The organism is Embleya sp. AB8, assembly GCF_049739465.1.
Classification (GTDB): Bacteria; Actinomycetota; Actinomycetes; order Streptomycetales; family Streptomycetaceae; genus Embleya.
In genome coordinates, this window is sequence record NZ_JBMHHY010000016.1 from 132,985 (window position 1) to 147,011 (window position 14,027).

A 14,027-nucleotide genomic window follows, 5' to 3' on the forward strand; every position below is an offset into this window, starting at 1 on the left:
TCCTCGTCGCCCCACCGACGGGGGCTTCCGGCCGGGCCGCGGGCCGGCCCGGGCAGCGACCCGAGTGCGACACCGGGCGAAAACATCCATCAGTACCCGAAAAACCGCGACAAAGATCATCACCCGCTTCGGTTAAGCTCCGCCTCCGCTGCCCCTGGGGGGTCGGCCCACTGAACGAGGCGAGGTACAGGCATGCATTCGGCACGCGAGATACCGATTCCCACCACCCCCGAAGCCACCGCCGGCGCCGGCCGCGTCCTGCGTACCGTGGTCCCCGCCGTCACCGCCTGCCTGGTGCTCGGCGCCTGCGGCGGAGGCGACGACAAGGCAGCCAAGGACCGCGACACCTCCACCGTCGTACCCAAGGGCGGCGGCACGCTGACCGTCGCGATGGCGAGCGACATGCGCTCGATGGACCCGTTCGGCGCGCTCGGCAACTCCTACACCGACAACACCCGGCTCAACGCGGTCTACGACTCGCTGTTCTGGCACGAGGCCAAGACCGGCAAGGTGATGCCGCAGATCGGCGAGAGCCTGACCGCGGACCCTGGCAACGCGTCCTGGACGCTCAAGCTCAAGCCGAACGTCACCTTCTCCGACGGCACCCCCTACGACGCGGCGGCGGTCAAGTTCACCTGGGACGAACACGCCGCGCCGGCCCGCAAGTCGTACCAGGCGGGCACGATCGCGGCGGTCAAGAGCACCGAGGTGGTCGACCCGACCACCCTCAAGATCACCCTCACCGGGCCGAACGCCAACTTCGACCACATCGTGGCCTCCAACCTGTCCTTCATCGTCTCGCCGACCGCGTACCGGAAGGACCCGGCCGGATTCGCCCGCAACCCGGTCGGCGCCGGCCCGTATACGTTCAAGGAGTGGGCCACCGGGGACCACATGACCTTCGTCAAGAACCGGGGCTACTGGCAGGGCGCGGCCAAACCCTACGCGGACACCGTGGTGTTCAAGATCATCCAGGACAGCACCCAGGGCTTGGAGACGGTTTACTCCGGCGGAGCGGACCTGAAGGTCTCGGTCAACGCCGAAGATCCGGTCAAGGCCAAGCAGAAGGGCCTGGAGACCAAACTGGTCACGATCATCGGCGGCGAATCGCTCTACTTCAACAACAAGCGCGCGCCGTTCGACGACGTCCGGGCCCGCCGCGCGGTGCAACTCGCCCTCGACGCCGACGAGGTCGACAAGATCGCGTTCAGCGGCAACGGCACCCCAACCCACAGCATCTTCCCGCCGGACAGCCCGCTCGTGGAGCCGGGCACCGAGACCGTGCAGCGCACCGACCGCGCGGAGGCGCAGCGGCTGCTGAACGAGCTGGCGGCGGAGGGCAAGCCGGTCGACTTCACCTACTCGATCCCGCAGAACGCCAACGCGCAGCGGACCGCCGAATACCTCATGACCTCGCTGCAGGGGCTGAAGAACATCGGCGTCAAGATCGCCCCGATGCCGATCGCCGCGTTCCAGACCGACATCGTGATCAACAAGAACTACCAGGCCGCGATGTTCTCCTACTACCTCTCGGACGCCGAACCCGGCCTGTACGTGAACCTCTACAGCACCAGCCCCAACAACTACCTCCGCTACGCCAACCCCACCGTGGACCAAAACCTCGACAGGGCACGGACCACCAACGACCCGGCCCAACGCAAGGCCGCGTACACGGCGGTGGCCGCGCAGCTCAAGCAGGACGCGCCGCTGTGGACGTACCAGTCCTCCGTGGTCACCGCGTTCCACCGGTCCACCGTGGTGGGCATGGTGTTGACCAACGACGGCATGGTGCTGATGGACCGGATCGGCCTCAAGAGCTGACGTCGGCCGACTTCACCGGGTGGGGCTTGAATCTCCACCCGGTGGAGACGACACGGCAGGGGACATGGCCGCCACGACCACGCTGTATTCGATCGGCGAACCGGCCCGCCGGACCGGCCTGTCGATCCTGGCCCCGGTCGGCCAGGATCAGGTCCCCACCCTGCCTCCGGGTCGCGCCGACGTTCGACGTCGCCGAGGGCGGAACGCGCCGACCGGATCCGGTCCGGCTCGGCCGACGGGTCATGAACCGGTCAAACGAAGGAGTACGGGAGTGCGAAGCACGAGTACGAAGCGAGCAGTACGACACCTGCAACGGTACGGTGTGGGCGCACTGGCAATGGGCCGATCCAATGAGTGGGCCCGACCCGGCCCGGTCGTGAGAGGGTCGGGGCGTGCCCGATCTCCTCGAGACGCCCCGACTCACGCTGCGCCGCTTTCGCGCCGACGACGCACCGGCGCTGGCCGCGTACCGCTCGGATCCGGCGGTGGCCCGCTATCAGAGCTGGTCCACGCCGTTCTCGGTGGCGGAGGCCGCGGCCCGGATCGAGCGGTTCGCGGCCGGCGATCCGGACCGGCCGGGCTGGTTCCAGTACGCGATCGAACTGACCGCCGAGCACCGCCTGATCGGCGACATCGGGGCCAACCTGCACGAGAACCTGAGGCAGGCCGAGATCGGCTACACCATCGCCGCCGAGCACCAGGGACACGGCTACGCCACCGAGGCCGCCCGGGCGGTCGTGGCCGACCTGTTCGATCGTGGGCTGCGCCGCGTGTCGGCGGACTGCGACGCCCGCAACCTGGCCTCCGCCGCCGTGCTGGAGCGGGTGGGCTTCCGCCGCGAGGGCCTGCGGCCGGCGTTCACCTGGCTCAAGGGCGAGTGGACGGACGATCTGCTCTATGGGCTGCTCGCCGAACAGTGGCGGTCGGCCCCGGCCCCAGCTCCGGCCCCGGTTGTCACTCCCGCCCCCGCCCCGGCCCCGGCCCCGGCCCCGGCCCCGGAGTGACAACGGGGGCAGGCCGGGTCCACGTCACGCGTCGCGGCGGGTGATCAGGAAGCTCGCGATGGCCAACGTGACCACGACATAGGTGAGTTGGACCACCACCCCCATGCCCGGCGAGGGATTCTCCGCGCCCTGCGGGAGGGTGGTGCTCAATGACTCGCCGGCCCGGGACAACGTCCACTTCGACGGCGTGTAGCTCCATCGGATCAGCCCGTGGGTGATCCCCGGAAGCAGGTACGCGAGGCCGAACAGCACGGCGATCGCCCCCGCGGTGTGCCGGATGATCGCCCCCAGACCCAGGCCGAACAGGGTGACGCAGACCAGCGAGAACCCCGCGCCGGTCACCGCCCGCAGCACATTGTGGTCACCGAGCCCCACATCCAGATGTTTCCGGGCGAACACCGCCTGGCCGAGGAAGTACGACGCGAACGCGCACGACATCCCGACGACCAGGGTCACCCCGCCGACGACCACGATCTTGGCGTTGAGCACCGTACGGCGGCGCGGCACGGCGGCGAACGTGGTGCGGATCATCCCCGTGGTGTGTTCCGAGCTCATTGCCAGCACGCCGAGCGAACCGAAGATCAGCCACGCGTAGTTCATCCCGTTGAAGCTCTCGCCGACCGGGTCGAACGTCGCCTTGGCCGCCGCCGAGGCGGTGTCCCAGTGCGTGACGGTGCTGTTCGCGACCATCGCGCAGACGGCGAGGCTGAGCAGGACCGCCCCCAATACGTTCAGGTGGGTCGAGCGCAGGGAGCGCAACTTCGTCCACTCCGAGACGAGGGCGGCGCGCGACAGGGCCGGCGACATGGTGGCGTGCGTCATGACCGGACCACCTTTGCGCCGGCCCGGGCGGCGGTGGCGGTGCGCCCGCCCGGAGGGTCCACCGGTCCATCCGGATCCGCCCGGAACTCGACGCTTTCCTCCGTAAGTTCCATGAACGCTTCCTCCAACGACGGGTGTCGGGGCGTGAGTTCGTACACGGTGAAGTGCCGCTCGGCGATCAGGTCGCCGATCTCGTGGAGGGTGGCGCCGGTGATCGCCAGGCCGCCCTCGGTCTCCGGCACCACCACCGCGCCGGCGGCGGACAACAGTCGGGCCAGTTCGGTCTCCTGCGGCGTGCGGACGAACACGTCGCTGCGCGTACTGCTGCGGACGAAGTCCCGCATGCTCACGTCGGCGATCAGTCGGCCCTTGCCGACCACGATCAAGTGGTCCGCGGTGACCGCCATTTCGCTCATCAGGTGGCTGGAGACGAACACCGTGCGGCCCTCGGCGGCGAAGCCCTGCATCAGGCCGCGGATCCAGTGCACGCCCTCCGGGTCGAGGCCGTTGATCGGCTCGTCGAACATCAGGATGCCCGGATCGCCGAGCAGCGCCGCCGCGATGCCAAGGCGTTGCTTCATGCCCAGCGAGAAGCCGCCGACCCGCTTGCGGGCAACGCTCGCCAACCCGGTGAGCGCGAGCACCTCGGCGACCCGACCGCGCGTGATCTCGTTGCTCTGCGCGATCGCGAGCAGGTGGTCGTACGCGCTGCGCCCGCCGTGGATCGCGTCCGCGTCGAGCAACGCGCCGATCCGGCGCAGCGGTTGGTCCATCGCGGCGTAGGGCAGGCCGTCGATCAGCGCCTCGCCGGCGTCCGGCGCGTCCAGGCCCATGATCATCCGCATCGTGGTGGACTTGCCCGCGCCGTTGGGGCCGAGGAAGCCGGTGACCCGGCCGGGCAACACCTCGAAGGACAGCCCGGCCACGGCGGTCGAGGAGCCGTAACGTTTGGTGAGTTCTCTGGCGGTGATCAAGGTTGCTCCCGGAGTGGGGATGAAGTGGGTACGAGCGCGGGCTCGGTCGCGGCCGGCCCGATGACGACCTCCACGTTGCCCGCCGCGTACCCGGTCGGGCATTGCGCCGGCGGCCACACTCGGGATGACCCCGAGGTGAACTCGGGCGCCCGGCAGGGGTGTACGTACGCCTGCGGGCATAGTCCTTTCGTACGAAGCGCCGCGTGGGCCGTGGGCCGTACGGTCGCGGTATGGATCCCGAACCGCGCCCGCCGCTGACCAAGCGGTTTCGCCGCGGCCACTGGGTGGCGATCGACCGCGTCGGTGCCGCGGTCTACGCCGCACTGCTGCTGACCATGCTGCTGTTCACCTCGGCGCCGGACGAACAGCCGATCGTCTGGAGCGGCTCGCTCGCCGTCGTCGTCCTGCCGCTGTCGATCGTGCTGCGCCGCCGCTTCACCCTGGGCGCGCTCGGCGCGGTGTTGACCTGGTCGACGGTGTCCTCGTGTTTCGCGGCCTCCTCCCTCATCGAATTCCTGGCGATCGTGCCGACGACGCTGGTGCTGTACCAGGCGGCGGCCACCCATGCGCGGCGGACCGCGATCCTGGCGCTGGCCGCGCCCCTGGTCCAACTCGTGGTCTGGACCGGGTGGTTGTTGTGGCAGGGCCGGACCACGGGTCAATTCGTGATCCCGGGGCTGATCCTGATCACCGCGTGGACGATCGGCGCCGCGGTGGGCGAGCACCGCGAGTACGCACTGCGCCTGCGCGAGTACCAGGCGCGTCAGGCCGAGGCCCTCGTGGAGCGCTCGTTGGCCGGGGAACGGCTGCGGATCGCGCGGGAGTTGCACGACGTGGTCGCACACGGGATGAGTGTGATCGCGGTCCAGGCCACCTTCGGGAACCATGTGATCGAGACCCGGCCGGTCGAGGCGCGCGCGGCGCTGGAGACGATCGAGACCACGTGTCGCGACTCGCTGGTGGAGATGCGCCGACTGCTCGGGGTGTTGCGCGGCGCGGGCGAGGATCCCGAGCCGGCCACCCTGGCGCCGGCGCCGGGGCTGGCCGAATTGGGCCGGCTGGTGGCCGGCACGGCCAAGGCGGGTGTCCGGGTCGATGCGCAAGTGCTGGGTCGGGTACGGGTGTTGCCCGCCGGGGTGGAGCTGTCCGCGTACCGGATCGTGCAGGAGGCGCTGACCAACGTGGTCAAGCACGCGGGGACTTCGTCGTGCCGGGTGACGCTGGACTACGGCGACGACGAGTTGGCGATCGAGGTGGTGGACGCCGGGCGGGGCTGCCCGGCGCCGGTCGGCGGGCACGGGATCATCGGGATGCGCGAGCGGGTCGGCCTGTGCCACGGCCGGTTCAGCGCCGAGGCGTTGCCGGGGCGGGGCTTCCGGGTGGCCGCCGGGCTGCCGTTGCCGCCGGTCGCGGTGGCCCGATGAGCATCCGGGTGCTCGTCGTCGACGACCAGCACCTGGTCCGCGCCGGCTTTCGCGGCCTGATCGAGTCCGCGCCGGATCTGGTGGTGGTCGGCGAGGCGGAGAACGGCACGGCGGCCGTGGCCGCGGCCCGGAGCCGGCGGCCGGACGTGGTGTTGATGGACATCCGGATGCCGGGCCTGGACGGGATCGAGGCGACCCGGCTGATCACCGGCGAGCCGGCCACCGCCGGGGTGCGGGTGCTCATCCTGACCACGTTCGACCACGACGAATACGTCTACGGGGCGCTGCGCGCGGGCGCCGCCGGATTCCTGCTCAAGGACAGCCGGGCGGCCGAGCTCCTGGACGCGATCCGGGTGATCGCCGCCGGGGACGCGCTGCTCGCGCCCGGGATCACTCGCCGGCTGATCGCCGAGTTCGCCCGCCGGGACACACCGCCGCCGACCCCCGCGCGGCCGGCGACCGTACTCGCGCCGATCACCGAACGCGAGCGCGAGGTGCTGGTCCTGGTCGGCGAGGGGTTGTCCAATCACGAGATCGGCCGCCGCCTGCACATCAGTCCGGGCACCGCGAAGGCACACGTGGGCCATCTGCTGGCCAAGCTCGACGCGCGCGACCGGGTGCAGCTGGTGATCCTGGCGCACCGGGCGGGGCTGGTGCCGGTCGACTGATCCGGAGGGCGGACAAACGAGCGGGTGGTGGGCGAATCCCGCTCCGCCCACCACCCGTTCGCCCGGTACCGATCAGCTCACCAGGACGCGCCTGCGCCTACCGTCCCCGCCGGCTTCCGGATCGTCCTCGTCCGGGTGTTGCGCCAGCTTGCTCGGCAACCAGATCTTGCGGCCGATGTCCAGGACGAGGGCGGTGACCAGGATCGAGCGCACGATGAACGTGTCCAGGAGCACGCCGAGTGCGACGGTGAAGCCGATCTCGGCGAACACGACGACCGGGAGCGTGCCGAGCACGGCGAAGGTACCGGCCAGCACCAGGCCGGCCGAGGTGATCACCCCGCCGGTCGCGGACAGCCCGATCAGCATGCCGCGCCGGGTGCCGTGTTTCCTGGACTCCTCGTGCACCCGGCTCATCAGGAACACGTTGTAGTCGATGCCGAGCGCCACCAGGAACACGAACACGAACAGCGGGAAGCCCACGTCGGTGCCCTTGAACCCGAGCAGGTGCTCGAAGGTGAACACGCTGATCCCCAGCGCCGCCGCGAAGGACAACACCACGGTGGCGATCAGCACCAGTGGCGCCACCACCGCCCGCAGCAGCAGGCCCAACACGATCATCACCACGAGCAGGATCAACGGCATGATCACCTTGTCGTCGTGCTCGGTCGCCTTGGTCACGTCCTGCCGGGTCGCGGTGCCACCGCCGACCTTGGCGTCCGCACCCGGGACCGCGTGCACCGCGGTACGTACCCGATCGACGGTGGAATTGGCCGCCGCCGAGTCGGGGGACGCGCTCATCACCGCCTCGAACTGCACCCGGCCGGCCGCCGCGCCGGTCTGCTTCACCCCGCCCGGGGCGATCCCGTCGGTGGCCTGGATGGTCTCCAGCAGCTTGCCCGCCGCCGACTCCCGACCGATCACCACGATCGGGTCGCCGGCGCCCGCCGGGAAGTAGCGTTCGGCGACCTCCTGGCCGACGACCGACTGCGGCTTGTTGGTGAACGAGTCCTTGTTGGCGATGCCGTCGGTGTTGAGGTTGCTCAGCCCGAAGGTCATCGCCGCGAGGATGATCGCGGTCACCACCCACACCAGCCGCGGGCGGCCCGCGACGAGCCGGCCGATCCTGGCCCACAGGCCCTGCTCGTCGTGGGTGATCGCGTTCGGTTCGTACGCCGGGCGCACCGGCCAGAACACCCAGCGGCCGACGATCACCAACAACGCGGGAAGCAGCGTGGTCATCGCGACCAGGCCGACCAGGACACCGAGCGCGCAGACCGGGCCCAGGCCCTTGGAGGACTGCATCTCGGCGGCCATCAGGCACAACATGCCCACGCCGACGGTCGCGGCACTGGCCACGATCGCCGGTCCGGCGCGGTACAGCGCCACCGCCATCGCCTCGTGCCGGTCCTGGTAGCGGTGCAACTCCTCGCGATAGCGCGCGATCAGGAGCAATGCGTAGTCGGTACCGGCACCGAAGATCAACACGGTCAGGATCGCCGCGCTTTGCGCGTTGACGACCAGGCCCGCCTTGGTGAACAGGTAGACCACGGCCTGCGCGCTGAACAGCGCGGCCACCGCCGAAATCACCGGCAGCAGCCACAACACCGGGCTGCGGTAGGTGAACAGCAGGATCAACACGACCACGCCGAGGGTGGCGTAGAGCAGGGTGCCGTCGATGCCCTTGAACGCGTTGGCCGAGTCCCAGCCGGTCCCGGCGGGGCCGGTGATGTATGACTTCAGGCCGTCGGGGGTGTCCTTCAGATCGTCCTTGAGCTGATCGACCGCGTCGGTGACATCGTTCCAGTGGCTGTTCTTGATCGAGATCGGGACCACGACCTGTGCGGCTTTGCCGTTGGGGTCGAACCTGGTCGGCTCGATCTGCGTGGTCACGTCCTTGGCCCTGGCGAACTTGACCCGCTCGTCGGCGATCGCCTTCTTGTCGGCGTCGGTCAGGCCCGAGGCCCGTTCGTAGATGACCACGGCCGGCACCTTGGTGTCCGGGCTGAAGTCCTTCTGCTCGTTGATCACTTTGGTGGACTCGGCCTTGGCGGGCAGCCACGACGAGATCTCGTTGTTCTGTGCCCCGGTCAGCTTGCTCGCCAGCGGCGCCGCCGCCACGAGCAGGACTAACCACAGCGCCAGTACGACCCATTTGGATCGACGCCCGCACGGCAACGCCGCAAGCGCCTTGATCCGGTTCATGTATCCCCCAGCTGGTGGGCTGTCTCCGCAGCGGAGCAGCGACCGATCAACAACAAAACGCTACCGGCAGTCCATCGAGCGCTGCCGGAAAAGTCTTGATTCATATGGGAGTTCAGACTGCGCGACGCCGTGGGGCAGGTCGCCTGGCCGCGGTCCGACGGCGGATTCTCCCGAGTGGACGCGCCCAACGTCCACCGAATATCGCCCGGTCGGCCACCGGGCGGGTCGGTGCACGGTGAACTCGCCGAATCGGGCGGATGATCGGCTCCATCCCCGTGGCTCTATCTTGGCACACACACGGCCCCATAGTGAGCCATTTATGGCGCCATATTGCCGCCATGGCTGCCCCGCCCCGGGCGCGGGCGATGAAGTCGCAGTTCGGGAGTGCTTCTCCGGCGGCGCCAACGCGGCCGATTTGGGCCGTCGTTCGGTCGCTTCAGTCGTTTCGGTTGCTTCAGTCGCTTCGGTCGCTCCGCGAGTCGTTCGGCGAGTCGTTCGGCGAGTCGTTCGGCTCGCCCTGTCCGTTCCGGGGCAGGGCCGCCAGGCCGTCCAGGAACCGTTCCAGGACGAAGGCGAAGCGCTCGTCGATGTGCGGCTCGGTCAACTCCCGTGCCGCGGCCACCAGATGCGGATAGGTGTCCACCGGGTAGGCGGCGATCGTCTCGCCGATCGCGGCCACCGCCGCACGGATGTGGACGTCGCCGGTGGCCACCGCCGCCGTGATCGGTCGCTGCTCGCTGTATACGAAGCCGTTCACCAGCAGGCCCAGGCCGTAGGTGATGTACGCCGCGTCCTGTCGACTGAACCCGCCCCGGTCGAGGAGGGCGAGTTGATGCTCCATCACACTCGCCATTCCCGGACCGGACGGGAAGCGGCCCAACAACACCCGTACCGCGTCCCGGTGTTCGTTCAGGAAGCGGCGGAATTCCCAGGCCAGCTCGCGTAGCTCGACGCGCCAGTCACCACGCGCGGGCGGCAACCGCCGGGCACCGAGCCCGAGCAGGCCGTCGGCGAGCAGATCGAGCAGTTCGTCCTTGTCCCGCACGTGCCAGTACAGCGACGGCGCCCGGACGTCGAGTTCGGCGGCCACCGAGCGCATCGACAACGCGTCGAACCCATCCCGTTCCAACACCACCAGCCCGGCGCGCACCAACGCGTCCAGCGTCACCGCCGGCCGCCGTCGCGCGCCGGCCGCCTGCGCCCGGGCCTTCCCCGTCATGCGAACTCCTGTCGTCGATCCGTCGCCTCGATCGTGGTGTGCCGAGCGGACCGGGTCGATCGGGCCGCGTCGATCGGGCCGCGTCGATCGGGTTGGGCCAATCCTCTTGCATCGCGGCCTCCCGCAGTGCAACCTAACACCATTAGTTAGCAACTAACACTGTTAGGGAGAGGTGCCATGGGGGATCATCCGCTCAGGGGGGACCAGCCGCGCAAGGGCCTGGTCCTGGCCACCCTGTGTGTCGCGCTGTTCATGTCGATGCTCGACAACGTCGTGGTGTCCAACGCGCTGCCGAGCATCGACCGCGACCTCGACGCCGGGGTCAGCGGCCTGCAATGGGTGATGGAGGGCTACAGCCTGGTCTTCGCCGCGCTGCTGCTGACCGGCGGCACCCTGGGCGACCGATACGGCCGGCGCCGGGTGTTCCTGATCGGGCTGACCGTGTTCACCGCGGGCTCCGTCGGCTGCGCGCTCGCCGGGTCGTTGCCGGCGCTGATCGGCGCTCGCGCGGTACAGGGCGTGGGCGGTGCGCTGCTCCTGCCCGGCAGCATGTCGATCATCCGACACGTGTTCACCGACGACCGCGAGCGGGCCCGGGCGATCGGCATCTGGTCCGGGGTCTCCGGCGCCGGACTGGCCCTGGGCCCGGCGATCGGCGGGCCGCTCGTGGACACGTTCGGCTGGGCCAGCGTGTTTTGGATCAATGTCCCGGTGGGCGTCGTGGGTGTGCTGGTCGGCGCCCTGGTGCTACCCGAATTCGCCGAGCGGCGCGGGCGGTTCGACCTGCCGGGCCTGGTCCTGGGCGTAGTGGGCATCGGCGCACTGGTGTTCGCGCTGATCGAGGGCCCGGCACAGGGTTGGACCTCGATCCGGGTACTCGGCGCCGCGACCCTGGCCGGGCTCGCGCTGATCGCCTTCGTCTGCGTCGAACTGCGGGTCGACCAGCCGATGTTGGACGTGGGCTTCCTGCGCGACCGGGTGATCGGCGCCGCGATCTGGGGCGGATTCGCGGTCAGTTTCGGGATGTTCGGCGCGTTGTTCTTCCTCGGCCTCTACCTCCAGGACGTACTGGGCTACACCCCCACCGAGGCCGGCTTCGCCTCGCTGCCGTCCACCCTCGGCCTGATGATCGCGGCGCCGCTGTCCGGTGTGGTCGCGGGCCGGATCGGCCCGCGCGTACCGCTCGCGTGCGGCCTGACCATGTGCTCGATCGCGCTCGCCGGACTCTCCTGCTACGGACGGGACGTGACCTACCTCGAAATGTGCTGGGTGTTGCCCTTCCTCGGCGCCGGCCTGGGCCTGTGCTTCACCCCGATCTCGGTCGCGGTGATGTCCCGGGTCGACCCGGCCCGCGCGGGCATGGCCTCGGCCGTCTCCAACACCGCCCGCGAACTCGGCGGCGTGTTCGGCATCGCCGCCCTCGGCGCGATCCTCACCGCCCGCATGTCCACCCGCCTGACCGACCTTCTGGCCGAAGCGAACATCCCCGCGGCCGACGCCCGAAAGGTGGTCGACGCGAGCACCTCGGGCGGCGGCGGAGGCATCGGCCACCTGGACACCGCACCCCCGGCGGTCCGCCATGCCGCCACCACCGCCTTCCTCGACGGCCTACACCTGGCCCTGTGGACCGGCTCGGCCCTGCTACTGGTCTCCGCCCTCCTGGTCGCCTATCTGATCCGAACGCGCCCCACGGCCACGCCCACGCCCACACCCACGCCGAACCCGACGTCCGCCGAACCCGCGCAGCTCGCGGGCTGAGCCGGTCCGCCAACGGCCTTACGTGATAGGCGAGTTGCGAGGCATGCCGGAGTTGGGGACCGCCGTAACGGTCAGCAACCGGCGCCGCCCGCGCCGTCCGCGTCGGCGGGATAGTCGGGCAGCGCCACGCTGGTGACCCTCTTGCCCATCCTGAGCATGGCGTTCAGCAACAGCGGGCGGGACATCAGCGTGTTGCGGAGGCGGATGCCGTTGGCGGTGGCGGGGGCGAGGAACTTCCCGGTTCGGTCACCGCCTGCCTGGCAGCCGCGGGCGTACTTCCGCAGCCTGCTCTCGTATCGGGTGAACGCCATCCGGTACTCGCCCCGAGCCCGCGCCAGTTCGCCGGCCAGTACGTAGGCGGCCACCATCGCGGTTCCCGTACCCATACCGCCGATGGTGGCCCCGCAGGCGGCGTCGCCGACGAGGCACACCCGCCCGATGGACCAGGTGTCCACGTCCGCCCGGCTGATCGAATCGAAGTACAGGTCTGACGCCTGGTCGAGGGAGGCGAGCAGGCGGGGCACTTCCCAGCGCACCCCGGAGAAGGCGTCGGCGATCACCTTCTTCTGCTGTTCGAGGTCATGCCGGTCATACGCCAACTCGGACGCGGCGAAGACGAGGAATGCCCCTGCCCGCGCCGAGTTCCGGTGGTCGACGCCGATGGAGGCGAGCCGTCCCGGCACGTTGTGGCCGACCGAGCCCTGGTCGATACCCGGGTAGTCGTCGTTGGGCAACTGCCAGGTGGCGGCGTAGTAGCCCAGGTGGCTGACGTAGTTCTCCTCCGGCCCGAAGGCGAGGCGGCGGACGTTGGAGTGCAGACCGTCCGCCCCGATCACCAGGTCGAAGTCGCGCGCGGCGCCGCTTCGGAACTCGACCCGCACGCCGGACGAGGTCTCGTCGAGGCTGACGATCGAGTCGCCGAAGATGTACTCGACGCAGGGGGCGCTGTGCTCGTACAGCACCCGGGCCAGATCTCCGCGCCGGACCTCCAACTCGCCGCCGGCGAACTCGGCGGGCAGGTACAGCTGCGTGCGGCCGGCTTCGTCGACGAAGCGGATCGGGCTGCCGCCGGTCCGGATGCGGCGCAACTCGGGGAGCAGACCCATACGTTCCAGCACCGTCAGGTGTGTCTCGCCGCGAAAGTCGACGGCCTGTCCACCCTCGCGCAGGGCCGGGGCGAGTTCGACGACGGTGGGGGTGAAGCCGTGGCGACCCAGCCAGTAGGCCAGCGCCGGACCGGCGACGCTCGCGCCGGAGATGAGGACGTTCCTGTTCACGGGCCCCTCTTTCGAGAAACTGTGTCCGCTGGACACTGATGATTACTGTGTACAGTAGACACAATTGAGTTGTCACGACAAGGCAGGGCACGAGGGGACGCGTGGGCGACGAGTACGCCGAGACGGTGCGGTTGTTGTGGGAGCCGCAGCCCAAGCCCGCGCGGGGCCCCAGGCCGACCCTCGACCTCGACCGCATCGCGCGGGCCGGCGTCCAGATCGCCGACTGGGACGGGTTGTCCGAACTCTCGATGCGGCGGGTCGCCGAGCGACTCGGCGTCACCAAGATGGCGCTGTATCGATACGTACCGGGCAAGGCCGAGCTGATCGCGCTGATGATCGACGCTGCGATCGGCCCCTACCCGACGGCGGAGCAGGTGCGTGGTGATTGGCGGGAGCAACTGGAGGACTGGGCCCGCCGGTTGTTCGTCGGCTTTCGCCAACACCCCTGGGTGTTGGAGGCCACCGTCGGGCCGCGGGTCATGGGGCCCGGGGAGTTGTCCTGGTTGGAGCGCGCCGTCTCCGCATTGGACGGTACGGGGCTGACCGGTGCCGAGCGGATGGACACGGCGGTCCTGCTGCTCGGTCACCTACGCGGCATCGTCGCCCAACAAGCCGGTACGGCCGGCTCCGGGGACAATCCCGAGGCCCAACTCGGCGCCATCCTCGGCGGCCTGATGCAGGAGCACGGAGCACAATTCCCCGCGCTCGCCTCGGCCTTCGCCTCGGCAGTGCAATCCGACGGGCAGGATCACGCGTGGGAGTTCGGCCTACAGCGCATCCTGGACGGCTTGGCCGCGCTCATCGACCAGCGCGCCCGATGACGACCCGATCGACTCATTCCGCGCTCCGACGATCAGT

Annotated in this window: 11 protein-coding genes; 6 read left to right on the top strand and 5 right to left on the bottom strand. The window is 69.8% G+C overall.

The annotated features are described in order from the left end of the window. The first annotated feature begins 192 nt into the window (after positions 1 to 192). Positions 193 to 1,821, top strand: a complete 1,629-nt coding sequence (locus ABIA38_RS24470; RefSeq protein WP_424640945.1) for an ABC transporter substrate-binding protein — start codon at positions 193 to 195, stop codon at positions 1,819 to 1,821. 392 nt (positions 1,822 to 2,213) lie between these two features. After that, a complete protein-coding gene (locus ABIA38_RS24475; protein ID WP_424640946.1) occupies positions 2,214 to 2,825 on the top strand; it encodes a GNAT family N-acetyltransferase in 612 nt (203 codons plus the stop codon). Positions 2,826 to 2,849: 24 nt separating this feature from the next. On the opposite strand, the gene ABIA38_RS24480 is transcribed toward ABIA38_RS24475, so the two are convergent. Next, positions 2,850 to 3,647: an ABC transporter permease gene (locus ABIA38_RS24480; RefSeq protein WP_424640947.1), complete on the bottom strand. Its 798-nt coding sequence runs from the start codon at positions 3,645 to 3,647 to the stop codon at positions 2,850 to 2,852. Beyond that, on the bottom strand, positions 3,644 to 4,621 hold the full coding sequence (locus ABIA38_RS24485; RefSeq protein WP_424640948.1) for an ABC transporter ATP-binding protein: 978 nt from the start codon (positions 4,619 to 4,621) through the stop codon (positions 3,644 to 3,646). Before ABIA38_RS24485 ends, ABIA38_RS24480 begins: the two co-directional genes overlap by 4 nt. Before the next feature lie 230 nt (positions 4,622 to 4,851). Here ABIA38_RS24485 and ABIA38_RS24490 point away from each other — a divergent pair, with 230 nt between their 5' ends. Together ABIA38_RS24490 and ABIA38_RS24495 are read left to right on the top strand one after the other, a co-directional pair. Next, positions 4,852 to 6,045: a sensor histidine kinase gene (locus tag ABIA38_RS24490; protein WP_424640949.1), complete on the top strand. Its 1,194-nt coding sequence runs from the start codon at positions 4,852 to 4,854 to the stop codon at positions 6,043 to 6,045. Next, positions 6,042 to 6,713 carry a response regulator gene (locus ABIA38_RS24495; RefSeq protein ID WP_424640950.1) on the top strand — a complete coding sequence of 224 codons (672 nt, stop codon included), beginning with the start codon at positions 6,042 to 6,044 and terminating at the stop codon, positions 6,711 to 6,713. The genes ABIA38_RS24490 and ABIA38_RS24495 overlap by 4 nt, the downstream gene beginning before the upstream one ends. A 72-nt stretch (positions 6,714 to 6,785) precedes the next feature. Here the strand turns inward: ABIA38_RS24495 and ABIA38_RS24500 are convergent, their stop codons facing one another. Together ABIA38_RS24500 and ABIA38_RS24505 are read right to left on the bottom strand one after the other, a co-directional pair. Beyond that, positions 6,786 to 8,915, bottom strand: a complete 2,130-nt coding sequence (locus ABIA38_RS24500; protein ID WP_424640951.1) for an MMPL family transporter — start codon at positions 8,913 to 8,915, stop codon at positions 6,786 to 6,788. Positions 8,916 to 9,369: 454 nt separating this feature from the next. Next, positions 9,370 to 10,134, bottom strand: a complete 765-nt coding sequence (locus ABIA38_RS24505) for a TetR/AcrR family transcriptional regulator (protein ID WP_424640952.1) — start codon at positions 10,132 to 10,134, stop codon at positions 9,370 to 9,372. Positions 10,135 to 10,311: 177 nt separating this feature from the next. Between ABIA38_RS24505 and ABIA38_RS24510 the strand changes: the two genes are divergently transcribed. Next, the gene (locus ABIA38_RS24510) at positions 10,312 to 11,892 is read left to right on the top strand and encodes an MFS transporter (protein ID WP_424640953.1); all 1,581 of its coding nucleotides are present in this window, start codon (positions 10,312 to 10,314) and stop codon (positions 11,890 to 11,892) included. A gap of 71 nt (positions 11,893 to 11,963) precedes the next feature. On the opposite strand, the gene ABIA38_RS24515 is transcribed toward ABIA38_RS24510, so the two are convergent. Continuing rightward, entirely contained in the window at positions 11,964 to 13,169 is a 1,206-nt protein-coding gene (locus ABIA38_RS24515) for an FAD-dependent monooxygenase (protein ID WP_424640954.1), read from the bottom strand. Between the two features lie 101 nt (positions 13,170 to 13,270). Between ABIA38_RS24515 and ABIA38_RS24520 the strand changes: the two genes are divergently transcribed. Further along, complete coding sequence (locus tag ABIA38_RS24520) at positions 13,271 to 13,990, top strand: TetR/AcrR family transcriptional regulator (protein WP_424640955.1); 720 nt, start codon at positions 13,271 to 13,273, stop codon at positions 13,988 to 13,990. Positions 13,991 to 14,027 lie beyond the last annotated feature (37 nt).